General features: G+C 59.7%; 22 protein-coding genes. 15 read left to right on the forward strand and 7 right to left on the reverse strand.

The window, feature by feature from the left end; genetic code table 11:
• Positions 1–113 precede the first annotated feature (113 nt).
• The 3 genes from CJU81_RS01975 to CJU81_RS01985 are packed head-to-tail and all read left to right on the forward strand — an operon-like array spanning position 114 to position 3,784.
• Positions 114–1,928 carry a sensor histidine kinase gene (locus tag CJU81_RS01975; protein ID WP_095035293.1) on the forward strand — a complete coding sequence of 605 codons (1,815 nt, stop codon included), beginning with the start codon at positions 114–116 and terminating at the stop codon, positions 1,926–1,928.
• Positions 1,925–3,316 carry a sigma-54-dependent transcriptional regulator gene (locus CJU81_RS01980; protein WP_095035294.1) on the forward strand — a complete coding sequence of 464 codons (1,392 nt, stop codon included), beginning with the start codon at positions 1,925–1,927 and terminating at the stop codon, positions 3,314–3,316. Before CJU81_RS01975 ends, CJU81_RS01980 begins: the two co-directional genes overlap by 4 nt.
• Before the next feature lie 12 nt (positions 3,317–3,328).
• Entirely contained in the window at positions 3,329–3,784 is a 456-nt protein-coding gene (locus CJU81_RS01985; protein WP_095027906.1) for a thioesterase domain-containing protein, read from the forward strand.
• A gap of 104 nt (positions 3,785–3,888) precedes the next feature.
• Here the strand turns inward: CJU81_RS01985 and cysQ are convergent, their stop codons facing one another.
• Together cysQ and nudE are read right to left on the reverse strand one after the other, a co-directional pair.
• A complete protein-coding gene (gene cysQ / locus CJU81_RS01990) occupies positions 3,889–4,716 on the reverse strand; it encodes a 3'(2'),5'-bisphosphate nucleotidase CysQ (RefSeq protein ID WP_095035295.1) in 828 nt (275 codons plus the stop codon).
• Positions 4,713–5,279, reverse strand: a complete 567-nt coding sequence (gene nudE / locus CJU81_RS01995; protein WP_095027904.1) for an ADP compounds hydrolase NudE — start codon at positions 5,277–5,279, stop codon at positions 4,713–4,715. The genes cysQ and nudE overlap by 4 nt, the downstream gene beginning before the upstream one ends.
• Before the next feature lie 87 nt (positions 5,280–5,366).
• Between nudE and yrfG the strand changes: the two genes are divergently transcribed.
• A complete protein-coding gene (gene yrfG, locus CJU81_RS02000) occupies positions 5,367–6,029 on the forward strand; it encodes a GMP/IMP nucleotidase (RefSeq protein ID WP_095027903.1) in 663 nt (220 codons plus the stop codon).
• Positions 6,030–6,106: 77 nt separating this feature from the next.
• On the opposite strand, the gene lysM is transcribed toward yrfG, so the two are convergent.
• Positions 6,107–6,547, reverse strand: coding sequence for a peptidoglycan-binding protein LysM (lysM, locus tag CJU81_RS02005; protein ID WP_095035296.1), 441 nt, complete (start codon positions 6,545–6,547; stop codon positions 6,107–6,109).
• Positions 6,548–6,650: 103 nt separating this feature from the next.
• Between lysM and CJU81_RS02010 the strand changes: the two genes are divergently transcribed.
• From CJU81_RS02010 to CJU81_RS02030, 5 genes are all read left to right on the forward strand, one after another.
• The gene (locus tag CJU81_RS02010) at positions 6,651–7,538 is read left to right on the forward strand and encodes a LysR family transcriptional regulator (RefSeq protein ID WP_095027902.1); all 888 of its coding nucleotides are present in this window, start codon (positions 6,651–6,653) and stop codon (positions 7,536–7,538) included.
• Positions 7,539–7,632: 94 nt separating this feature from the next.
• Entirely contained in the window at positions 7,633–8,472 is an 840-nt protein-coding gene (fdhD, locus tag CJU81_RS02015) for a formate dehydrogenase accessory sulfurtransferase FdhD (RefSeq protein ID WP_095035297.1), read from the forward strand.
• Positions 8,469–10,817, forward strand: coding sequence for an FdhF/YdeP family oxidoreductase (locus CJU81_RS02020; protein WP_095035298.1), 2,349 nt, complete (start codon positions 8,469–8,471; stop codon positions 10,815–10,817). The genes fdhD and CJU81_RS02020 overlap by 4 nt, the downstream gene beginning before the upstream one ends.
• 325 nt (positions 10,818–11,142) lie before the next feature.
• Positions 11,143–11,619: a glycine zipper domain-containing protein gene (locus CJU81_RS02025; RefSeq protein WP_016783051.1), complete on the forward strand. Its 477-nt coding sequence runs from the start codon at positions 11,143–11,145 to the stop codon at positions 11,617–11,619.
• A gap of 240 nt (positions 11,620–11,859) precedes the next feature.
• Positions 11,860–12,783 carry a hypothetical protein gene (locus CJU81_RS02030; protein ID WP_095035299.1) on the forward strand — a complete coding sequence of 308 codons (924 nt, stop codon included), beginning with the start codon at positions 11,860–11,862 and terminating at the stop codon, positions 12,781–12,783.
• A 165-nt stretch (positions 12,784–12,948) separates the two neighbouring features.
• Here the strand turns inward: CJU81_RS02030 and CJU81_RS02035 are convergent, their stop codons facing one another.
• A complete protein-coding gene (locus CJU81_RS02035) occupies positions 12,949–13,413 on the reverse strand; it encodes an Lrp/AsnC family transcriptional regulator (RefSeq protein ID WP_095035300.1) in 465 nt (154 codons plus the stop codon).
• Between the two features lie 127 nt (positions 13,414–13,540).
• On the opposite strand from CJU81_RS02035, the gene CJU81_RS02040 reads away from it, so the two are divergent.
• From CJU81_RS02040 to CJU81_RS02065, 6 genes are all read left to right on the forward strand, one after another.
• Entirely contained in the window at positions 13,541–13,876 is a 336-nt protein-coding gene (locus CJU81_RS02040) for a hypothetical protein (protein WP_095035301.1), read from the forward strand.
• A gap of 105 nt (positions 13,877–13,981) precedes the next feature.
• Positions 13,982–15,751 (forward strand): GspE/PulE family protein, encoded by a 1,770-nt coding sequence (locus CJU81_RS02045; protein ID WP_095035302.1) that lies wholly within the window; start codon positions 13,982–13,984, stop codon positions 15,749–15,751.
• Positions 15,752–15,846: 95 nt separating this feature from the next.
• Positions 15,847–16,767: an SPFH domain-containing protein gene (locus tag CJU81_RS02050; RefSeq protein ID WP_086799378.1), complete on the forward strand. Its 921-nt coding sequence runs from the start codon at positions 15,847–15,849 to the stop codon at positions 16,765–16,767.
• A gap of 3 nt (positions 16,768–16,770) precedes the next feature.
• Entirely contained in the window at positions 16,771–17,220 is a 450-nt protein-coding gene (locus tag CJU81_RS02055; protein WP_095035303.1) for an NfeD family protein, read from the forward strand.
• A 66-nt stretch (positions 17,221–17,286) separates the two neighbouring features.
• The gene (locus CJU81_RS02060) at positions 17,287–17,601 is read left to right on the forward strand and encodes a DUF2388 domain-containing protein (RefSeq protein WP_095027893.1); all 315 of its coding nucleotides are present in this window, start codon (positions 17,287–17,289) and stop codon (positions 17,599–17,601) included.
• A gap of 225 nt (positions 17,602–17,826) precedes the next feature.
• A complete protein-coding gene (locus CJU81_RS02065) occupies positions 17,827–18,969 on the forward strand; it encodes a DegT/DnrJ/EryC1/StrS family aminotransferase (protein WP_095035304.1) in 1,143 nt (380 codons plus the stop codon).
• Between the two features lie 81 nt (positions 18,970–19,050).
• Here the strand turns inward: CJU81_RS02065 and gcvH are convergent, their stop codons facing one another.
• The 3 genes from gcvH to CJU81_RS02080 form a co-directional block, all read right to left on the reverse strand.
• Positions 19,051–19,434, reverse strand: a complete 384-nt coding sequence (gene gcvH / locus CJU81_RS02070) for a glycine cleavage system protein GcvH (protein ID WP_095035305.1) — start codon at positions 19,432–19,434, stop codon at positions 19,051–19,053.
• A 62-nt stretch (positions 19,435–19,496) separates the two neighbouring features.
• Positions 19,497–20,579, reverse strand: coding sequence for a glycine cleavage system aminomethyltransferase GcvT (gene gcvT, locus CJU81_RS02075; protein ID WP_095035306.1), 1,083 nt, complete (start codon positions 20,577–20,579; stop codon positions 19,497–19,499).
• Between the two features lie 155 nt (positions 20,580–20,734).
• Positions 20,735–22,351: an ABC transporter permease gene (locus tag CJU81_RS02080; RefSeq protein ID WP_095035307.1), complete on the reverse strand. Its 1,617-nt coding sequence runs from the start codon at positions 22,349–22,351 to the stop codon at positions 20,735–20,737.
• Positions 22,352–22,429: the final 78 nt, after the last annotated feature.

A 22,429-nucleotide genomic window follows, 5' to 3' on the forward strand; every position in this document is an offset into this window, starting at 1 on the left:
GATGACATCACTGCGGCCTGCCTGACAAACCGCGCCGTTTGCATCGCGAGCAAGCCCGCTCCCACAGGGTTCGTTGGGTATACTGCAACGTACTCTTGCAGCGCAGCTCAACGATGATCACCACTTCCTCCGTTCCTCGCAGGCCCCGCTGGCGCAGCCTGGCCTTATTGGCATTGTGCCTCGCGCCTTTGCTATGGCCGCTGCAACACCTGGCCGAGCGCTATTACCGCAGCGAGCTGGCCGGGCAAAATCGCCAGACGCTCGACTTGTACGTGGCCAACCTGCTGGGCACGCTTCATCGCTATGAAGTGCTGCCGCAGATACTCGGCGAACTGCCCGACCTGCGCGCCGTGCTGGCCAACCCAGAGGATGTGCAGGCTCAAGCCAAGGCCAATCAGTTGCTCGATGACATCAGCAACCAGACCGGTGCAGTGGTCATGTACCTGCTGGACACCCACGGCGATACCCTGGCCACCTCGAACTGGGACCAAAGCGACAGCTTTATCGGGCGCAATTTCGCTTTTCGTCCGTATTTCAGCGAAGCGATGGAAGGCAAGCTGGGGCGCTTTTTCGGACTTGGCACCACCTCCGGCAAACGCGGTTATTACTTCGCGGCACCGATTCGCGACGGCGATAAAAAACTCGGCGTACTGGTGGTCAAGGTCGACCTGGACCACACCGAGCAATTGTGGGGCAACACCCCCGAACAACTGCTGGCGACCGACAGCAACGGCGTGGTGATCCTCACTTCGCGCCCCGAGTGGCGCTTCAGATCCACCCGCGATCTGTCGCCGCAAGAGCGCCAGGCCATCTTCGCCATCCTGCCCTACCCGACCAGCGACCCAAAACCGCTGAACCTGGACCTCAATGCCTGGCTGGTGCAAACCCAAAAAATCGACGAGACCGGCTGGAGCGTCAACATTCTCGCTCCGCGCGCGCTCATCGATCGCTCGGTGCGTACGGTGCTGGCTATCGGTGGCGCCACCTTGCTGGTGGTCATGCTATTGATCGGTTTGATGATGCAGCGCCGGCGCCACTACCTGGACCGCATCGCGTTTGAAGCCAAGGCCCGCCGCACCCTGGAAATGCGTGTGGCAGAGCGCACCAGCGACCTTGAAGGGCTTAACCGGCGCCTGCGTGAAGAGGTGCTGGAACGCGAACACGCGCAACAAGAGCTGGTGCGCGCCCAGGACGACCTGGTGCAGGCAGGAAAGCTGTCGGCGCTGGGCACCATGTCGGCCAGCATCAGCCACGAACTCAACCAGCCGCTGGCAGCCATCCGCAGTTACGCCGAAAACGCCGAAGTGCTGCTTGACCACCAGCGGATCGACGATGCACGGGGCAATCTCAAGCTGATCAACGAACTGACCGGGCGCATGTCATCCATCATCGCCCACCTGCGCGCCTTCGCCCGGCGCGATCGCCATGCCCCGGAGAGCGTTGCCCTGCAACCGGCGCTGGACGATGCTCTGGCGTTGCTGGCCAAACGCCGACGCAGCATGGAGGTCGAGCTGATCCGCGATCTGCCTGCGGCCACGCTGTGGGTCGAAGCCGGGGAAACCCGCCTGCGCCAGGTGTTGGGCAACCTGCTGGCCAACGCTCTCGATGCCCTTACGGAAAAAGGCCCGCCCCGACGCCTGTGGCTAAGTGCCCAATCCACCCCGGAAGGCGTCACTGTGTACATTCGCGACAACGGCCCGGGGTTTTGCATGGAGGCTCTGGGCCGTGCCGGAGAGCCGTTCTACACCACCAAAACGCGCACTCAGGGGCTGGGGCTCGGATTGGCCATTTGTGACACGCTGATCCGCGCCTTTGGCGGCGAATTGCTGTTCGCCAACCACAAGGAAGGCGGTGCCCTAATCACCTTGCGACTGCGCGCCGGTGCGCCAGGCGTAAGTTTGCAAGCTTCGGAGGACTCCAGGTCATGAGCCAGCCCATCGATCCACGCGTTCAGGTCATCCTGATTGATGATGACCCGCACCTGCGTCAGGCCCTGTACCAGACTCTGGATCTGGCGGGGCTGCACGTGTTGCCACTGGCCGAAGCCAACGGCCTGGCCGAGCGTATCGGCCGGGACTGGCCAGGTGTGGTGGTCAGTGATATCCGCATGCCGGGCATGGACGGTCTTGAGCTGCTGGCGCAATTGCATGGCCAGGACCCGGAGCTGCCGGTGCTGCTGATTACCGGCCACGGCGACGTGCCGCTGGCCGTACAGGCGATGCGCGCAGGCGCCTATGACTTCCTCGAAAAGCCCTTTGCCAGCGACGCCCTGCTCGACAGCGTGCGCCGTGCCCTGGCCTTGCGCGCCCTGGTCATGGACAACCGCAGCCTGCGCCTGGCCCTGAGCGATCGCCAATTGCTAAGCTCGCGGCTGCTTGGGGTATCACCGGCCATGCTGCGTTTGCGCGAGCAGATCGGCGCGCTGGCAGCCACCAAGGCCGATGTGCTGATCCTGGGCGAGACCGGCTCGGGCAAAGAAGTGGTCGCTCGGGCGCTGCATGATTTATCGGCGCGGCGTAACGGCCCGTTTGTGGCGATCAATGCCGGGGCCCTGGCTGAATCCGTGGTTGAGAGCGAACTGTTCGGGCACGAGCCGGGCGCCTTTACAGGCGCGCAGAAGCGGCGCATCGGCAAGTTTGAATTTGCCAATGGCGGCACCTTGTTCCTCGATGAAATCGAAAGCATGAGCCTGGACGTGCAGGTCAAATTGCTGCGTTTGCTGCAAGAGCGCGTAGTCGAACGCCTGGGTGGCAACCAGCTGATCCCGCTGGATATCCGGGTGATCGCCGCCACCAAGGAAGACCTGCGCCAGGCCGCCGATCAGGGCCGGTTCCGTGCTGACCTGTATTACCGGCTCAACGTGGCGCCCCTGCGCATCGCCCCCCTGCGTGAGCGGGGTGAAGATGTGCTGATGTTGTTCGATTATTTTGCCGGCGAAGCCAGCGTACGCCACGACCTGACACCCAACGTGCTGCAACCGGCGCAGCGGGCTTTATTGTTGCGCCACACCTGGCCTGGCAACGTGCGCGAGCTGCAAAACGTCGCCGAGCGCTTTGCCCTTGGCCTTGAACTGGCTCTGGATAACGCCGCTGAAGGCCAGCCAGCAGCGGGCAATGAAGTCTCGGGCGGCCTGAGCGAGCAGGTCGAACACTTTGAAAAAAGCCTGATTGCCGCCGAACTGGAGCGCTCCCACAGCTCCATGCGCAGCCTCGCAGAAGCCCTGGGTGTGCCGCGCAAAACCCTGCACGACAAACTGCGCAAACATGGGCTGAACTTCGACAGTGCAAGCCACCCTCACCCTGATGAACTCGATTAAAGAGGCCACGGCATGAACCGCGACAGTCGTTATCTACAATCAGTCCTTCACCACGACATCCCGTTGACCCGTGAAATGGGCCTCAAAGTGGTGAGCTGGCAAGACCGGCAGTTGCGCCTGCAATTGCCCCTTGAAGCCAATATCAACCACAAAAGCACTATGTTCGGTGGCAGCCTGTACTGCGGCGCGGTACTGGCCGGTTGGGGCTGGCTGCATTTGAGCCTGCGCGAAGCGGGAATCGAAGACGGACATATCGTGATTCAGGAAGGTCATATCAGCTACCCGCTGCCCGTGACCGAGGACGCCATTGCGGTATGTGATGCGCCAGATGATGCGCAATGGAACAAGTTTTTGGCCATGTACAAACGCCACGGCCGCGCGCGGCTTACCCTGGAAACGCGGGTAGTCAATGTTCAGGGCGGGGAAGATGCGGTGAGGTTTAGCGGGCAGTATGTGTTGCATCGCTGATTGAATTTATGTGGGAGCGGGCTTGCTCGCGATGGCCACGGTGCGGTCTGACTGAAAGATCGCAGCGTTTGCATCGCGAGCAAGCCCGCTCCCACAGGGGGGGACTAGCGTTGCGCCAGGTCCAGCAATTTTTCGCGCCACGGCGCTTGCGCCGGCAACGCCAAAAACGACTGATTGAGCAGCGACTCACGGGCCGGATAGCTGAACGGTTCTCCATCCAGTTGCAGCACCACACCACCAGCCCCTTCCAGCACACCTTGCGCAGCCGCCGTGTCCCACTGCGACGTCGGCGCCAGCCGTGGATAACAATCGGCAGCGCCTTCAGCCAGCAGACAAAACTTCAACGAGCTGCCCACGCTGACCAACTTCAATTCGCCCAGATGCTCACTCAGACCGGCCAACAAGCGTTCCTGCTCAGGGCTGGAGTGCCGGCGACTGGCAACCACGGTCATCGCTTCACCCGCAGGTGGCGAGTTGCGCACGCTGATGGGCACCACGGCATCACCGTCCGCACGCCACGCGCCCAGCCCTGCGCCGCCGTAGTAACAACGACCGCTGGTGGGCATCGACACCACCCCAAACACCACACGACCCAGCTCGATCAGGGCAATGTTGACCGTGAACTCTTCACTGCCCGAGATAAATTCCTTGGTGCCATCCAGCGGGTCGACCAGCCACCAGCGCGTCCAGCCGGCACGCACGCTTTGCGCGATATTGGCGTCTTCTTCCGACAGCACCGGGATACTCGGATCCAGCGCCGTCAGGCCATCGAGCAAAATGTGGTGGGCAGCCAGGTCAGCGGCGGTCACCGGCGAATCATCGGCCTTGGCGGTGACTTCAACGCCGGCACGCCAGAACGGCAAAATCGCGTCGCCAGCGGCATGGGCCAGTTTGATCACGCCTTCAAGCAAGGGATGGGGCAAATCACTCACGGCTGGAACGCTCCACGCTGGGTCAGAAGGTCACGAGCCAGATACAGCGCGGCCAGGGCACGGCCTTCGCTGAATTGCGGGTTAAGCACCAGGCTTGACAGCTCACGCAGGTTGACCCGATCAACGCGCATCGGCTCAGGTTCATCACCCTCCAGATGCTCTTCGTAAAGATCGGTGGCCAGCACCACCTGGATCTTTTGGCTCATGTAACCGGGGGACAGGGACAGCTCGGTCAAGTGCTCAAGCTGGCGAGCGCCGAAACCGGCCTCCTCCTTAAGCTCTCGTTCAGCCGCCGCCAACACGTCTTCGCCCGGTTCGATCAGACCCTTGGGCAATGAAATTTCGTACTCATCAGTGCCGCCGCAATATTCTTCAACCAGAATCGCGTGTTCAGCGTCGATCATGGCCACAATCATCACTGCGCCATAACCGTTTCCGCGCCCCACCAACCGTTCGTAAGTGCGCTCTACTCCATTGGAGAAGCGCAACTGCACTTCTTCAACCCGAAACAATCGGCTACTGGCAACAATTTCACGGGCAAGTACGGTGGGTTTTTGGCGCATAGCGGCTCCTCAATATGAACGGGGTACTATACCCCGGCTTTTCCGAATGTCTGTGTCGGAAATTTTTACCTGTGGGAGAAGTTTTGCATGACCGTTTTACCTTGGCGCGACATCGATACCGTGCTGCTCGATATGGACGGCACGCTGCTCGACCTGCACTACGACAATCATTTCTGGCTGGAGCACCTGCCCCAGCGCTATGCCGAGCTGCATGGCATCAGCCGGGCGATGGCGGATCTGGAACTGACGCCGCTGTTTGAAGGTAACGCTGGACAGTTGCAATGGTACTGCCTGGACTTCTGGAGTCGCGAGCTGAAAATCCCGGTGCGCGAACTCAAACTTGAAACCGCTCATCTGATTGCCTTGCGCCCCGACGCTGATACTTTTCTGGCTGCCATCAACAAAGCCGGCAAACGGGTGATCATGATCACCAACGCGCACCGCGATTCGCTGTCGTTGAAAATGGAGCGCATCGAGCTGGCACCCTATTTCGAGCGGCTTATCAGCTCCCACGACTACGGATACCCCAAGGAAAGTCCGGCGTTCTGGGATGCCCTGCAAGCCGATATCGGCTTCGATCCGGGCCGTAGCCTGTTTATCGACGACACCCTGCCGATTTTGCGCAGCGCCCGTGATTTTGGGGTGGCCCACTTGTTGGCGGTCAAACAGCCCGACAGCAAGAAAGGCCCGAAAGACACCGCAGAATTTGCCGCACTGGGCGACTATCGCGAGTTGCTGGAAGGGCTGTGAATCTCTGAACCCGTGGGAGCGAGCCTGCTCGCGAAGTGCACACGCGAGCAGGCTCGCTCCCACGGGGTAAAAACGGGTTACTCAGGAATACGCAGCGTCTGGCCCGGATAGATTTTGTTCGGGTCCTTGAGCAGCGGCTTGTTGGCTTCGAAAATCTTGTTGTACTGATTGGCGTTGCCGTACACCTGCAGCGAAATTGCGCTCAAGGTATCGCCCTTTTTCACTACAACAAAACGCGAAGCCACAACAGCGGGGCCGGTTACGGTGATCTGGTCTTCAACACTGGCCACGCCCGCGATGTTACCTGCCGCCAGGATGATTTTTTCTTTCTCTTCCTGGGTAGCCACTTCACCGCTGACCGTCACTTTGTCACCGTCCACGGTGGCGGTGATGTTCGGATTGCCCAGGCCCACTTCCTGTACGTGCTTCTTGAGCTCCTCGCTCGCATTGGCGTTGCCCGGTGTGAGCAGGTTGATCAATTTTTCGCCGGCTTCTTTCACAAAGCTGAAAATACTCATACATCACGCTCCTAGGTTGGAAGATCCAGAGTCAAAAGCGTAGACCATCAACGGCACGTGCAAGCGCGCTAGAATCGCCCACTGAATTGCGCCCGGAGCGACGATGGACATTAAACAGCTGAAATTCCTTATTGCCCTCGATGAAACCCGGCATTTCGGACAGGCCGCCGCGCGTTGCCATATCACTCAGCCCACCCTGTCCATGCGTTTGCGCAGCCTGGAGCAGGAGCTGGACCTGCAACTGGTCAATCGTGGTCAGCGCTTCGAAAGTTTCACCGCCCCTGGAGAACGGGTGCTGGCCTGGGCCCGCACCGTGCTGGCTGCCTACGACGGCTTGCAGGCCGAAGCGGCCGCCTGTCGAGGTAACCTGATCGGCACACTGCGCCTGGGCGTGGTGCCGCTGTCGAGTTTTGACCCCCTGCCGCTGTTGCAACGCCTGCATCAGGAACACCCCGATCTGCGCTTTGAATTGTCAGCGCTGAGCTCGGAGCAAATCCTTGAGCAACTGGCCAGCAACCGGCTGGATATCGGCGTGTCCTACCTTGAGCGCCTCGACCAGGAGCGTTTTGACTCCCTGGCCTTGGGCGAAACCCGCATGGGCCTGCTCTATGACCAACGCTATTTCAATTTCGGCGAACAGCCCCTCAGTTGGGAAGCACTCACCGCCTTGCCGCTGGGCCTTCTCAGCAGTGGCATGCACTTTCGCCAGTCCATCGACCACAATTTCCACAGTCGGGGCCTGACACCCCAACCGCTGTTGCAAACGGATGCCGTTCATCAACTGTTACAAGCTGTCCACGGCGGGCTTTGTTGCGCGGTGATGCCCCTTGAGGGGGGACTGGAAGCCCTGACCGATCACCTGCGCCTGCACCCCATAGAAGACGCGCGCACCTTGGCCCGCCTGGGTTTGATCATGCGCCGCGAGGCGCCTCGCTCAGCCCTGGCCGAAGCCTGTTTCGCGCTTTATCAGAAATCACCAGACCCTTCTTGATCGACGCCATCTATCAATAGATCAGCATTAGCGATTAGACGCGACACTGTGTCGCGCCTAGGCTTAGAGCTCAATTGATTGTCGGTACTGCCTTATGAACGCCAAGCGCCCTCTGTGCGCGGCGCCCGCCTTTGTTACGCCCGCGCCTGCTGCCAGCCAGTGCTATGACTACGTCAACCTGGACCACAGCGGTGGTGCGCAAACCGCACTGGCTGAAGAGGTCGCCCTGGCGATTGCCTATAACGGCATCAGCCAGGCCGTGATGCTGGTCACCCCTACCGACCTTGAAGACTTTATCGTCGGCTTCAGCCTGGGCAGCGGCATCATTCAAGACGCCAGCGAAATCTACGACCTCAAACTGACCGGTGCAGGCTCGGCCCAATACGCACAGGTTGAAATCGCCAGCCGGGCGTTCTGGAACCTCAAGCAGCAGCGCCGCCAACTGGCCGGCACCAGCGGTTGCGGTCTGTGTGGCGTGGAAGCGGTGGAACAGGCCTTGCCGGATCTCCAGGTATTGCCCGGCGCGCCTTTGCCACCAGCACAGTGGCTGGAAGGCCTGCGCCAGCGCATCAGCGACTTCCAACCCCTTGGCCAGCACTGCGGCGCCGTACACGCTGCGGTCTATATGGATGGCCAGGGCCAGTTGCTGCTGGGTCGCGAAGATATCGGCCGGCACAACGCCCTCGATAAATTGATCGGTGCACTGGTACGCCAGCAGATCGATCTGACCGGCGGTGCAGCAATCGTCACCAGCCGTTGCAGCCTGGAACTGATTCAAAAGGTGCTGCGCGCCGGTATCCAGACCCTGATCAGCCTGTCCTCGCCCACGGGCCTGGCGCTGCAATGGGCCCGGCGCCACAACCTCAACCTTATTCATCTGCCACAAAAAAGCGCGCCAAGGGTCTACAGCCCCGCGCAGGAGAAGCAACCGTGAGCACACACCATCAAGCCGACAAAACCCCGACTCCCCGCTACAAGCCCTACAAAGGCCCGGCCGGTGGCTGGGGCGCGCTGATCAGTGTGGCGCAAGCCTGGTTGACCAGCGACAACGCGCTGAAAAACCTGCACATGATGCTCAAGACCAACCAGAACGGCGGCTTCGACTGCCCGGGCTGCGCCTGGGGTGACTCGCCGGAAAGCGGCCTGGTCAAGTTCTGCGAAAACGGCGCCAAGGCGGTGAACTGGGAAGCGACGAAGCGTCGGGTCGATGCCGCATTTTTCGCCAAACACAGCGTCAGCGCGCTGCTGGAGCAAAGCGATTACTGGCTGGAATATCAGGGCCGCCTGACCGAACCCATGAGCTACGACCCGGAAACTGATCGCTACACACCTATCAGTTGGGACGCGGCTTTCGCCTTGATCGCCAGGCACCTGCTCAACCTGGCCAGCCCCAACGAAGCCGAGTTCTACACCTCGGGCCGGGCCAGCAACGAAGCGGCGTATTTGTATCAACTGCTTGTGCGCGCATTTGGCACCAACAACTTTCCGGACTGCTCGAACATGTGCCACGAGGCCAGCGGCGTGGCCCTGGCGCAAAGTATCGGGGTGGGCAAAGGCACGGTGACGTTCGACGATTTCGAGCATGCCGATGCGATTTTCGTACTCGGGCAAAACCCGGGCACCAACCACCCGCGCATGCTCGAACCGCTACGTGAGGCGGTCAAGCGTGGCGCCCAGGTAGTGTGCGTCAACCCGCTCAAGGAGCGCGGCCTGGAACGTTTCCAGCACCCGCAGCACCCGTTGGAAATGCTCACCAACGGCGACCGCCCGACCAATACAGCCTATTTGCGCCCGGCACTGGGCGGCGACATGGCGTTGTTGCGCGGCATGGCCAAGTTCCTGCTGCAGTGGGAGCGTGATGCCCAGGCCGCCGGCGAGCCGGCAGTGTTCGATCATGGGTTTTTGAATGAGCACACTGCGGGCATTCTCGATTACATCTCCAGCCTCGACGACACCTCATGGGATCATCTCGTGGAGCAGTCGGGCCTGACCCTGGTGGATATCGAGCGAGCCGCGCGCATGTACCTCAAGGGTAAAAACGTGATCATGTGCTGGGCGATGGGCATCACCCAGCATCGTCATTCGGTGCAGACCATCCAGGAAATCGCCAACCTGATGCTGTTGCGCGGCAATATCGGCCGCCCCGGTGCCGGCCTTTGCCCGGTACGCGGCCACAGCAACGTGCAGGGCGACCGCACGATGGGCATCAACGAACGCCCGCCGGTGGCCTTCCTCGACTCACTGGAGCGGCGCTTCCAGTTCAAGGTGCCCCGTGACAACGGCCACAACGTGGTTGAAGCCATCCATGCCATGCTTGAAGGACGCGCCAAGGTGTTTATCGGTCTGGGCGGCAACTTTGCCCAGGCCACCCCGGACAGCCCGCGTACCGCACAGGCCCTGCGCAATTGCGATCTGACCGTACAGATCAGCACCAAGCTCAACCGCAGCCATCTGATGCACGGCAAAGAAGCCCTGATCCTGCCATGCCTGGGCCGTACCGATATCGACATCCAGGCCGAAGGCCCGCAGGCGGTCACGGTTGAAGACTCGTTCAGCATGGTCCATGCCTCCAATGGCCAGTTGCAGCCGCTGTCCAGGCAGATGCGCTCGGAGCCCGCGATCATTGCCGGCATTGCGGCGGCCACATTGGGCACGCATCCGATTGACTGGAACTGGGTGGTTGCCGACTACCGGCGAATTCGCGACCTGATTGCCGACACCATCCCGGGCTTCAAGGACTTCAACACCCGCATTGAGCATCCGGGCGGCTTCTATCTGGGCAACTCGGCCGGTGCGCGAGTGTGGAACACGCCATCCGGGCGCGCCAACTTCCGCCCCAACGTCCTGCCACAAGACCTGGTGGACGCCCGTACCCGCGCCACCGGGCAACTACCGGACCTGATCCTGCAATCGATGCGCTCGCACGATCAGTACAACACCACCATCTATGGCCTCGATGACCGCTATCGCGGGGTCAAGGGCCAGCGTGACGTACTGTTCGTCAATGAAGCCGACATCATCCGCCTGGGCTTCAAGCCGGGGCAGAAGGTTGACATCATTTCGATCTGGGATGACCAGCATGAGCGTCGGGTAAAGAACTTCACCCTGCTGGCATTCGATATTCCTGCCGGGCAAGCCGCGGCTTATTACCCGGAGGTCAACCCGCTGGTACCGCTGGAAAGCACTGGCGATGGCAGCCATACGCCTACGTCGAAGTTTGTGGCGATTTGCCTTGAGCCGGCCAGTCCGTCGGCGTTGATCATGGCCAAGGCTGGATAAGTCAAAAGCGCCCTCACCCCAACCCTCTCCCACAGGGAGAGGGAGCTGATTTGTGGAGATCCTAAGACTGCGCACGGTCAGTCCCCTCTCCCTTCGGGAGAGGGCTAGGGTGAGGGTTCCTCCAAAATTCAGGCACAAAAAAGGCCGTTTCCCTACGAAAACGACCTCACCGAACTAGCTAACAGACCTGCAAAAATCAATTAAGTTCCCTAGCAAAAACAACAACTTATAGAATTGTGTACAACTCGTGTTACTCGTCGGATTTCGATTGTCACCAACCGCTTGCAGCCTCAGGATCGCGCCGTCATCTCTTTGAGGCTCATTTATGAAGCTCACCTCGATTCTCTTGTTGTCCCTTGGCCTGGTCAGTGGCGTAGCCTCGGCCGGTGGCACCACCGAAGCCGGTGTAGGCGGCGCATTAGGCGGGGTTCTTGGCGCCGTTGTTGGCCAACAGCTCGGCGGCTCGACCGGTTCTGCGATTGGTGCAGGTGTGGGTGGTGCGGCAGGCAGTGCCGTAGGTGCCGACAAACGCAGCCGTGGCGAAGCAGCCATTGGCGGCGCACTGGGTGCTGCAGGCGGTAACGTGCTGGGCCGCAGTGTCGGCGGCAGCACAGGCGCACTGGTAGGCTCGGCCGCTGGCGGTGGTGCCGGTGGCGCGCTGGGCAACTACATGGGCAATAAAAGCGACAGCGACGATCGCCGCTATCGCGACCGCGATAACCGTCGCTACTACCGCGACGACCATCGCGGCCGTGGCCATGCCTATGGCCACCGCAAAAACAAGCATCGTCATAACGACTGATGTGTACAACGGGAGCCGCCAGGCTCCCGTTTTTTTTGCCTGCATCATCCCCCGCCAATTTGTTTCAATGCATTACGCACGCCTGTTTTGGCCCTGATCATGCAATCTGCATGCACCCGTAAAACCGACAGTTTGCAAGCCATTGAAAGATATGGAATTCCCTTGAGATCCCGGTTGGCACATCCCCTGCAATCACCTGAATGAACGCTGCACTTCCTACCATTCAGGAGCACAACAACAATGATCGGGACAACTGAGCACTATCCCGCTGCCCTGCAAGACTCCTCTGGCCACTCAGGTGTTTCCTGGGCCGCCATCTTTGCCGGCGCCGCCACTGCTGCCGTCCTCTCCCTGCTGCTACTCATGCTGGGCGCGGGGCTTGGATTTTCTGCCGTTTCACCCTGGGCCAATGAAGGGATGGGTGCCAAGGGCCTGGGTATAACCGCCATCGTCTGGCTGGCCGTCACCCAGATCATTGCTTCCGGCATGGGCGGTTATTTGGCCGGTCGTTTGCGGGTTAAATGGACAAACCTGCATGGCGATGAAGCCTACTTTCGCGACACCGCCCATGGTTTTCTGGCCTGGGCAGTTGCCACGCTGGTAACCGCCACCTTAGTTGCAGGCTCGGTCAGCAGCGTGATCGGCAGCGGCGTTCAAGCCGGGGCCAGCGTGGCTTCAGGTGCCGCATCGGCGATCAGCAGTGCAGCCGGCAGCGCCGCCGCGAGCAAGGGCGATAAAGGTTCGGACTACTTTATCGACAGCCTGTTTCGCGATGATCGCGGTACTGCTGTCAGCGAAGACGCCGCTCATGGCACCGTGGCCCGCATCTTTGCCCACAGCCTGGCCAATGACGGCCAGTTGAGCAGCGAAGACCGTACCTACCTGGCCCAGATCATCGCCCAGCGCACCAACCTCAGCCAGCCTGAAGCCGAGCAACGGGTCGACCAGGTTTACGCCAAGGCCCATCAGGCCGTTGAAGAAGCCAAGGTAAAAGCCAAGGAAGCCGCTGACACCGCAGCCAAGGTCGCCGCCTGGTCCACCCTGTGGATGTTTATCACGCTGCTGATCGGGGCATTCTTTGCCAGCCTGTGCGCCACCTTCGGCGGCCGTCGCCGCGATGCCGTGACGTATCTGACCCCTACCACTACAACCCCGCTGGTTTAATTCAGGCTAATCGCTGATTGGAGAATAAAATGCGCTCACTTCTGCTGTTTTTCCTCGGTATCCCAATTCCGATCATTATTCTGATTGCGTTGTTTGTTCACTGATTACAGTGCGCAAACCCAACCGACGGCCTTCCTTTGTGAAGGCCGTTCTGCTTGCCGGCCCTCAGACCGGCAGGCAGGTGGTGGATTTGATCTCGGACAATGCCACTATCGAGTTCACCTCTTGAATGCCTGGCACCATCGACAGCTTTTCAAAGAAAAACCGCTCATAGGCCTCGATATCGGCCGTCACGATACGCAGTAAAAAATCCACCGCGCCCATCAGTACATAACACTCCAGGACTTCGGGAAAACCACGGATTACGTCTGTAAATTCGGTGAAATTTGAGCGACCGTGGGCGTTGAGTTTGATCTCGGCAAAAATTTGCGTGTTGAGGCCGATTTTCTTGCGATCGAGCAAGGTCACCTGGCCACGAATGATGCCTTCGTCCTTCATCTTCTGGATCCGCCGCCAGCAGGGCGATTGTGATAGCCCCACCTTCTCCGCGATCTGCGCACTGGATAGCGAAGCGTCCTCTTGCAGCAGCGCCAATATGCGTCGGTCGTAAGCGTCCAGCTCGATTTGCATAAAAATACCCTTAAATGAACAAGACAAGACTTACGCAAGTCTATTTATCGTTAACTCAAAGTATCTTAGGTAAAAAAAATCTTCCGCGACGTGTAAATATTTCTCCAGCCTGAACAGGAGCCATTGCATGCCGCATCTGGAAGTCATCACCCATTCACCCCGCCCCGACGTATGGGCCAGCAATGCAGCGCCTTGCCAGGTGCTTTTCCGTATCCAGGCCCAAGCCGATGCCGACGTGCTGTGCCGGGTGCTCAATCTGTTTGCCCTGCAGCAACTGATCCCGCAGCAAGTGGAAGTGGTACGCGACGGGGACACCTTGAGCATTGAAATCCGCAGTCACGAGCAGAGCTGGCACCGTGCCCGGATCATCGGCGAAAAACTGCGCAACCTGATCAGCGTCTTCGACCTGCAATTGCAACCTGTGCAGGCCGCCAAGGACCCGGCTATGCAGGCTTGCGGGTAATAGTTCGCAACCATTGGTGGCAGGCAGGCCAACGCAGCACAACTAGGCTTTCAAGGTTTATGGCCAGACAAGGATCTGTCTGCGCCGATGCCTCAAGGAGCCGTTATGCACATCCCCCCGTCCCATGACCGCTGGCTGGACCTCGACAATCTGCTATCCACGCTGCTGGCGCAAAATCGTATCCAGCAACGCTGCGCCGAGCAGGCACTGCGGCGCAGTCGCGAAGCGTCCAACACCGCCCTGCACCCCTTGGTATTTCTTGCGCGGCAACAATTCTGCGATCCCGACCGGGGCCACAAGACTCTCGATCTTGAAACCCTCACTGCCTGGCTCGCCAACCAAGCCGGGCAACCCTACCTGCGCCTTGACCCACTCAAGGTCGATGTCGCCACAGTGACCGGGGCAATGTCCTTTGCCTTTGCCCAGCGGCATGGAATCATCGCGGTGGCGTCCGATGCTTCAGCCATCACTATCGCCAGCACCCAGCCCTGGGTCAGCAGCTGGGAGGCCGACTTGCGCCAGTCGCTCAAGCGACCGATCAAGCGTGTCATTGCCAACCCTCTGGAAATCCAGCGCCTGACTATGGAGTTTTTCCAGCTGGCCAAATCGGTCACAGGGGCTGCACTCAACGATCAGAAAGCCAGTCCCCTGGCCAATTTCGAACAGCTGCTGACCTTGGGCGCAGGCGACCGGGAACCGGATGCCAACGATGCGTACATCGTCAATATCGTCGACTGGTTGTTTCAGTACGCCTTTGAACAACGCGCCAGCGATATCCACCTGGAGCCCCGTCGTGAGCAGGGTTGCGTGCGTTTGCGCATCGACGGGGTGCTGCATGATGTTTACCAGTTCCCGCCACAGGTAACGATGGCCGTTGTCAGTCGCCTCAAGAGCCTGGCCCGGATGAATGTCGCCGAAAAACGCAAACCCCAGGACGGCCGGATAAAAACCCGCCTGCCTCAGGGGGCCGAAGTGGAACTGAGGCTCGCCACCCTCCCCACCGCCTTTGGCGAAAAAATGGTGATGCGTATTTTTGACCCACAGGTACTGCTCAAAAATTTCGACCAGTTGGGCTTCACCCCGAACGACTTGCAACGCTGGCAGCAAATGACCACCCGGCCCAACGGCATTATTTTGATCACCGGCCCCACCGGCTCGGGCAAAACCAGCACCCTGTATGCAACGCTCAAGCAACTGGCCACCCCCGAAATCAACCTGTGCACCCTTGAAGACCCGATCGAAATGATTGAGCCGGCGTTCAACCAAATGCAGGTTCAAGTCAACATTGACCTGACTTTCGCCAACGGTGTGCGGGCACTGCTGCGCCAGGACCCGGACATCATCATGCTCGGTGAGATACGTGACCTGGAGACCGCAGAAGTCGCCATTCAGGCTGCGCTGACCGGGCATCTGGTGCTCTCGACACTGCATACCAACGACGCTCCCGGCGCCATCAGCCGCCTGCAAGAACTCGGGGTAGCCCCCTATCTGATAAAAGCCACGTTGCTGGGTGTCATGGCCCAGCGGCTGGTCAGAACCTTATGCCCGGACTGCAAGACCGAACAGGCTCCGAGCCCCGACGAATGGCAGGATTTTGCCCCGAGCTGGGCCGGGGCAGCACCCGATACTGTCTGCCGGGCCGTTGGCTGTGCACAGTGCCGCGAAACCGGTTACAACGGACGGGTCGGGGTTTACGAAGTCATGGCAATGAGCGAAAAACTCAGAGGTCTGATTGGCCCCGAGACCGATCTCTACGCCATTCGCCGCCAGGCATGCGCACAAGGAATGCTCACCCTCAGACTCGCCGCGGCCGAAAAAGTCGCAGCCGGGGTGACCTCACTGCAAGAAGCACTGCGAGTTACCCCGCATGTTTGAATTGTTTTGACTAAAATTCAGGGAATTGGACAATTTTCTTGATCCCTGCACTTCACGTTCGTTTGTTTCTTACACCTCAAAAACAAGGAATGATCATGCAAGTGGGCACTGTGATCCTGTTATTCGTCGCCTTGGCCATTGCCGTGCTCTTTATGGGCTTCAAGGTGGTGCCGCAAGGTTATCAATGGACGGTGGAGCGCTTCGGGCGGTACACCAATACCCTCAAACCGGGCCTGAACATCATCATCCCGGTGATGGACCGCATCGGACGCAAGATCAACGTCATGGAAAGCGTGCTGGATATCCCGCCGCAAGAAGTGATTACCGCCGATAACGCCACGGTACAAATCGATGCCGTGTGTTTCTTCCAGGTGGTCAACACGGCGCAAGCCGCCTATGAGGTCAACAACCTCGAGCATGCCATTCGCAACCTGCTGCAAACCAACATCCGTACCGTGCTGGGCTCCATGGAGCTCGATGCCATGCTCAGCCAGCGTGATGGCATCAACGAAAAACTGCTGCGCACAGTCGATGAAGCAACAGCGCCATGGGGCATCAAGATCACCCGTATCGAGATCAAGGACATCAGCCCGCCGGCCGACCTGATGGCCGCCATGTCTGGGCAAATGAAAGCCGAACGTATCAAGCGTGCGCAAATTCTTGAGGCTGAAGGGCTAAGGGCCGCAGCAATCCTGACGGCCGAAGGCAAAAAACAGGCGCAGATCCTCGAAGCCGAAGGCGGTCGCCAGGCAGCGTTCCTCGAATCTGAAGCCCGTGAACGCCAGGCCGAAGCCGAAGCCCGGGCCACACAAGTGGTGTCAGAGGCCATTGCCTCAGGCAACGTGCAGGCGATCAATTATTTTGTTGCGCAAAAATATATCGATGCGCTGGGCAAGCTGGCTTCTGCCAACAACAGCAAAGTCATCCTCATGCCGCTGGAGGCCAGTCAGGTAATCGGCGCTGTTGGCGGCATCGGCGAAATCGTCAAAGCCACTTTTGACAGTAAAAAGGCCTGATACATGTGGGAGTTCCTGCAACACCTGAACTACTGGGACTGGCTGGCACTGGGCACGGTACTGCTGATTCTTGAGGTGCTCGGTGCCGGTGGCTACCTGCTGTGGACAGGTATTGCCGGCATCATCGTTGCCGCATTGACCTTCCTGTTCCCCGCACTCTCCTGGACCCTGCAACTACCGCTGTTTGGGGTGCTGGCGATTCTTACAGCGGTGTTCTGGTGGAAGCGCCAGCGCAGCAATATCGACAGTGGCGACCAGCCAAACCTCAACCGTCGCGGCCACGAACTGATTGGCCGCACGTTTATCGTGCAACAGGCAATTGTCGAAGGGCGGGGCAAAATCAAGGTCGGTGACAGCGTGTGGATGGCCGTAGGGCCGAACGCTGCCGTGGGCACCACCGTGCGCGTGACAGAGCAGAACGGGACGGTGCTGAGCGTAGAAATTGTGCCGTAACGTTACGGAACTCCGGGGTGCCAAGTACAATCCAAAGCCTTAGCAAACCTATTCGGAGTAACCGTCATGCGTCTCAAATATGCTGTAGCCGCTATTGCCTTGCTGTCCCTTCCTGTTGGCTCTGCAATGGCCGACAGCTTCTGGCGCAATGTGCTGTCATCCGGTGCCACTACCGGGTCGACCTACCTGACCTTCAAAAAAGACCGCAAGGTCATCGCTGCACAGGATGACGCGGGCAGCTTCGTGGCCAGCAACGGCTCGATTCGTGGCCCGTACCTGGAGTCGGCCATGCAGCAAGTACGCGCCGATAACCCGAACCTGAAAGTCAGCGACATGGAGCTGGCCAACGCGATTCTGGTTAAAAACGCTACAGCGGAGTAACACACCAAACCTGTAGTCGCTGCCGCAGGCTGCGAAGGCGCGAGGCGCCCCCTGCAAACCCCTTCGCAGCCTGCGGCAGCGACTACAGGTGCTGAGCCTGCCCTTTTGATTCAGCCGCCATACAGAATTTTCACCAGATGTGAGCAATCCTGCGAGTATGATCTTGAGCGCTATGCTGTTGCTCCATGGTCACTCAAATTCACTCACATCGGACGTCATGCCTCTATGAGCTCGCTGCCTTTCCTGCCGTTTTCCAAACCCACCATTGATGAAGCCACCATTGCTGCCGTGGGCGACGTGTTGCGCTCGGGCTGGATCACCAGCGGGCCCAAGGTCCAGGCATTCGAAGCACAACTGTCCGAGTACTTTGGCGGGCGCCCGGTGCGCACCTTCAACTCCGGCACGTGCACCATGGAAATCGCTCTGCGCATCGCCGGTATCGGTGCTGGCGATGAAGTTATCACCACGCCAATTTCGTGGGTCGCCACTGCCAACGTGATTATCGAAGTCGGTGCCACGCCAGTTTTTGCCGATATCGACCCGGTAACCCGCAATATCGATCTGAACAAGCTCGAAGCAGCCATTACCCCACGCACCAAGGCCATCATTCCGGTGTACCTGTCGGGCTTGCCGGTGGACATGGACGCGCTCTACGCGATTGCCAAAAAGCATAACCTGCGCGTGGTTGAAGATGCGGCTCAAGCCCTGGGTTCCAGCTGGCAAGGCGAGCGTATTGGCGCACGCGGCGATTTTGTCTCGTTCAGTTTTCAGGCCAACAAGAACATCACCTCATCCGAAGGGGGTTGCCTGGTACTGAACAATGAAGAAGAAGCGCGGCTGGCCGAGAAATACCGCCTGCAAGGCGTTACCCGTACCGGTTTCGACGGCCTGGACGTGGATGTGCTGGGTGGCAAGTTCAATATGACCGACATTGCGGCTGCGATTGGTCTGGGTCAGTTTGCCCATATCGAAACCATCACCGCCCATCGCCGAGCGCTGGCCAAGCATTACTTCGAATGTTTCGGGGCAGATTTCGAGGCTGAATACGGCGCGCAACTGCCGGTGGCGGACTTCAACAACACCAACTGGCATCTGTTCCAGCTTGTGCTGCCTGAGCGCAAGGACGGTCAACCGGCACGGGCGACCTTTATGAAGGAAATGCAGGCGCTGGGTGTAGGTATTGGCTACCACTACCCGCCGATTCACTTGCTGAGCCTGTACCGTGCGTTGGGCTTTAAGGAAGGGATGTTCCCTGTGGCAGAACGTGTCGGGCGCCTGATCGTGTCGTTGCCGATGTTTACGGCGATGACCAAGGCCGATGTGGAGCGTTCGGTGGCAGCGGTGAAAGCAGTTCTGCGAAACGCCTAATCACCCTGTGGGAGCGAGCCTGCTCGCGAAGCTTGTTCGCGAGCAGGCTCGCTCCCACAGTTAAGATTTTTTGTAGCCAGGTTACTCGCCGATGGCAGCCTTGTAGGCGGCAGCGTCCAGCAGTTTTTCCAGTTCGGCAGTGTTGACTGGCTTGAGCTTGAAGATCCAGCTGGCGTACGGGTCGCTGTTCAGCGACTCCGGGCTGTCAGCCAGGGCTTCGTTGACGGCAATCACTTCGCCCGACACCGGCGAGTAGATGTCGGAAGCTGCTTTTACCGACTCCACAACACCCGCTGTATCGCCTGCGGCGAATACTTTGCCGACTTCAGCCAGCTCAACAAACACCACATCCCCCAAGGCTTCCTGAGCGTGATCGCTGATGCCTACGGTAACCGTGCCATCCGCTTCCAGGCGGGCCCACTCGTGACTTTCAGCAAAGCGCAACTCGGCAGGGATCAGGCTCATATTCAGTGTCCTCAAGAATAAATGTCAGCGGCATGCACTCTGTGCACGCCCGCCAGTAAACGTTAGATCAAGGCTTTGCCAAGACGAACAAAAGTCGGTTTGACTACGCGAACCGGGTACCACTTGCCACGAATCTCGACCTCGGCACGGTCAGCCGTTGCCATCGGAACTCGCGCCAGAGCGATCGATTTGCTTAGCGTGGGAGAGAAACTACCACTGGTGATCTCTCCTTCGCCAACATTGGCGATGCGAACCACCTGATGGGCGCGCAAAACACCACGTTCTTCAAGCACCAAACCCACCAGTTTGAGCTGCACGCCACCGGCCTTTTCGGCCTCCAGCGCTTCGCGCCCCACGAACTTGCGCGAAGCAGGCTCCCAGGCAATGGTCCAGGCCATATTGGCGCAAAGGGGGGAAACAGACAGGTGGATATCCTGCCCATAGAGGTTCATGCCGGCTTCCAGACGCAGGGTGTCACGGGCGCCCAGGCCGATCGGTGAAATACCGGCACCGACCAGATCGTTGAAAAAACCCGGGGCCTGATCGGCAGGGAGGACGATTTCAAGACCGTCTTCGCCGGTGTAGCCGGTGCGGGCAATAAACCAGTCGCCACAACTCTGCCCTTCAAAGGGCTTGAGCTGCTGGATCAGTTGGGCACGGGCCTGGCTCACCAGCTCGGCAACTTTATGTCGCGCCTGTGGCCCCTGAATGGCCAGCAACGCCAGCTCCGGACGCTCCTGCAGTTGCGCGTCATAGCCCTGCAGCTGAGTTTGCATCCAGGCCAGATCCTGATCGCGGGTGGCGGCGTTGACGATAAGCCGATAACCGCCGGGCATCAGGTAAACGATCATGTCGTCGACCACGCCGCCCTGCTCGTTGAGCATGGCGCTGTACAAGGCGCGGCCGGGGGTGTTCAGTCGTTCGACATCATTGGCCAGCAAATGCTGTAACCACTGCTTGGCCTGAAGCCCGGTGATGTCGATCACGGTCATATGCGAGACATCAAAAACCCCACAGTCGCGGCGCACCTCATGGTGTTCCTCAACCTGTGAACCGTAATGCAAGGGCATATCCCAACCGCCAAAATCGACCATCTTCGCGCCTAGGGCGAGATGCAGGTCATACAGAGGCGTACGCTGTCCCATGGGTTTCTCCTTCCGGGCTTGGCGAAGGTGCGGACAGGCGTGCGGGAAGTTTTAAGCCGAAAAAAGTGGCTTTATTGCATCACACAAAAACCTGGCCTGACAGACAGACCGCACCGAATGCCGCGCATTGTAGCCGCATGCAGGAGGACTGGCACCTAACCGATTCGCTGGGCCGAGCGTCGAATCAACCCGATGACCGGTAACAAACCAACCATTACCAGGGTCAGGGCAGGCAACGAAGCCCGCGCCCATTCACCCTCGCTGGTCATCTCGAAGATGCGCACGGCCAGCGTATCCCAGCCAAACGGGCGCATCAGCAAAGTTGCCGGCATCTCTTTGAGCACATCAACAAACACCAGCAGCGCGGCGCTCAAGGTGCCCGGCAGCAGCAACGGCAGATACACTTTGAAAAACAGTCGCGGGCCACTGACGCCCAAACTGCGGGCTGCTTCAGGCAATGAGGGGCGAATACGCGCCAGGCTGTTTTCCAGCGGGCCATAGGCCACGGCAATAAACCGCACCAGATAGGCCAGCAGCAGGGCCGACAGGCTGCCCAGCAACAAGGGCTTGCCCGCGCCACCCAACCAGCCCGAGACCGGAATAACCAGTTCGCGGTCCAGATAACTGAACGCCAGCATGATCGACACCGCCAGCACCGAGCCCGGCAAGGCATAGCCAAGATTCGCCAGGCTGACCCCGGCACGGATGGCCGGGGTGGGTGCCTGCCGTCGGGCAAAGGCCAGCACCAGCGCCACGCTGACGGTAATCAGGGCTGCCATCGCGCCCAGATACAACGTGTGCAGGATCAGGCCGGTGTAACGCTCATCCAGGTCAAAGCGCCCGCGCTGCCAGAACCACACCACCAGTTGCAGCATCGGAATCACGAACGCGCAGGCAAATACCAGCAGGCACCAGCCACTGGCCAGCCACGCCTTGGGCCCGCGCAGGTGATACAGAGCGCTGACTCGTGGCCGCTCGTTGCCGGCCCGGCTGGCGCCCCGTGCGCGGCGTTCGCCATAGAGCACCACCATGACCACCAGCAACAGCAGACTGGCCAGTTGCGCCGCCGTCGACAGGCTGAAAAAGCCGTACCAGGTTTTGTAGATGGCGGTGGTGAAGGTGTCGAAGTTGAACACCGATACGGCGCCAAAATCGGCCAGGGTTTCCATCAATGCCAGCGCCACACCTGCGCCAATTGCCGGGCGCGCCATTGGCAACGCGACACGCCAGAATGCCTGCCACGGGCTTTGCCCCAGCACCCGCGCCGCTTCCATCAGGCCTTTGCCCTGAGCCAGAAAGGCCGTGCGCGCAAGCAAGTAGACGTAGGGGTAGAACACCAGGATCAGCACGATGATCACGCCCCCCGTGGAGCGCACTCGTGGCAACCGCAAGCCCATGCCAAACCATTCACGCAGCAGGGTCTGGATGGGCCCGGCGAAATCCAGCAAACCGACGAACACGAATGCCAGCACATAGGCGGGAATCGCAAACGGCAGCATCAGCGCCCAGTCCAGCCAGCGTCTGCCGGGGAACTCACACAGGCTGGTCAACCAGGCCAGGCTCACACCCAGCAGCGTCACGCCCACCCCCACACCTGCGATCAGGGTCAGGGTATTGCCCAGCAGACGCGGCATCTGCGTGTCCCACAAGTGGCTCCAGATCTGGGTATCAATGCTTTGCCAGGACAGCAGCAGCACGCTCAGCGGCAGCAGCACCAGGGCAGCAATGACAAAAACCAGCGGGTACCAGCGACGTTGGGCAGGATGGGCCACGAAAAACTCTCGGAGGGTGGGTACAGCGAGGGATTGTAGAGTGCAAAGCGCCCCTCACCCTAGCCCTCTCCCGGAGGG

The organism is Pseudomonas fragi (assembly GCF_002269505.1).
Taxonomy (GTDB): Bacteria; Pseudomonadota; Gammaproteobacteria; order Pseudomonadales; family Pseudomonadaceae; genus Aquipseudomonas; species Aquipseudomonas fragi_D.

Bases quoted from the DNA above. Each gene is read 5' to 3' on its own strand.
- CJU81_RS01975 (WP_095035293.1), top strand. From the start codon at position 114: ATGATCACCACTTCCTCCGTTCCTCGCAGGCCCCGCTGGCGCAGCCTG.
- CJU81_RS01980 (WP_095035294.1), top strand. From the start codon at position 1,925: ATGAGCCAGCCCATCGATCCACGCGTTCAGGTCATCCTGATTGATGAT.
- CJU81_RS01985 (WP_095027906.1), top strand. From the start codon at position 3,329: ATGAACCGCGACAGTCGTTATCTACAATCAGTCCTTCACCACGACATC.
- nudE (WP_095027904.1), bottom strand. From the start codon at position 5,279: ATGCGCCAAAAACCCACCGTACTTGCCCGTGAAATTGTTGCCAGTAGC.
- yrfG (WP_095027903.1), top strand. From the start codon at position 5,367: ATGACCGTTTTACCTTGGCGCGACATCGATACCGTGCTGCTCGATATG.
- lysM (WP_095035296.1), bottom strand. From the start codon at position 6,547: ATGAGTATTTTCAGCTTTGTGAAAGAAGCCGGCGAAAAATTGATCAAC.
- CJU81_RS02010 (WP_095027902.1), top strand. From the start codon at position 6,651: ATGGACATTAAACAGCTGAAATTCCTTATTGCCCTCGATGAAACCCGG.
- fdhD (WP_095035297.1), top strand. From the start codon at position 7,633: ATGAACGCCAAGCGCCCTCTGTGCGCGGCGCCCGCCTTTGTTACGCCC.
- CJU81_RS02025 (WP_016783051.1), top strand. From the start codon at position 11,143: ATGAAGCTCACCTCGATTCTCTTGTTGTCCCTTGGCCTGGTCAGTGGC.
- CJU81_RS02030 (WP_095035299.1), top strand. From the start codon at position 11,860: ATGATCGGGACAACTGAGCACTATCCCGCTGCCCTGCAAGACTCCTCT.
- CJU81_RS02035 (WP_095035300.1), bottom strand. From the start codon at position 13,413: ATGCAAATCGAGCTGGACGCTTACGACCGACGCATATTGGCGCTGCTG.
- CJU81_RS02040 (WP_095035301.1), top strand. From the start codon at position 13,541: ATGCCGCATCTGGAAGTCATCACCCATTCACCCCGCCCCGACGTATGG.
- CJU81_RS02045 (WP_095035302.1), top strand. From the start codon at position 13,982: ATGCACATCCCCCCGTCCCATGACCGCTGGCTGGACCTCGACAATCTG.
- CJU81_RS02050 (WP_086799378.1), top strand. From the start codon at position 15,847: ATGCAAGTGGGCACTGTGATCCTGTTATTCGTCGCCTTGGCCATTGCC.
- CJU81_RS02055 (WP_095035303.1), top strand. From the start codon at position 16,771: ATGTGGGAGTTCCTGCAACACCTGAACTACTGGGACTGGCTGGCACTG.
- CJU81_RS02060 (WP_095027893.1), top strand. From the start codon at position 17,287: ATGCGTCTCAAATATGCTGTAGCCGCTATTGCCTTGCTGTCCCTTCCT.
- CJU81_RS02065 (WP_095035304.1), top strand. From the start codon at position 17,827: ATGAGCTCGCTGCCTTTCCTGCCGTTTTCCAAACCCACCATTGATGAA.
- gcvH (WP_095035305.1), bottom strand. From the start codon at position 19,434: ATGAGCCTGATCCCTGCCGAGTTGCGCTTTGCTGAAAGTCACGAGTGG.
- gcvT (WP_095035306.1), bottom strand. From the start codon at position 20,579: ATGGGACAGCGTACGCCTCTGTATGACCTGCATCTCGCCCTAGGCGCG.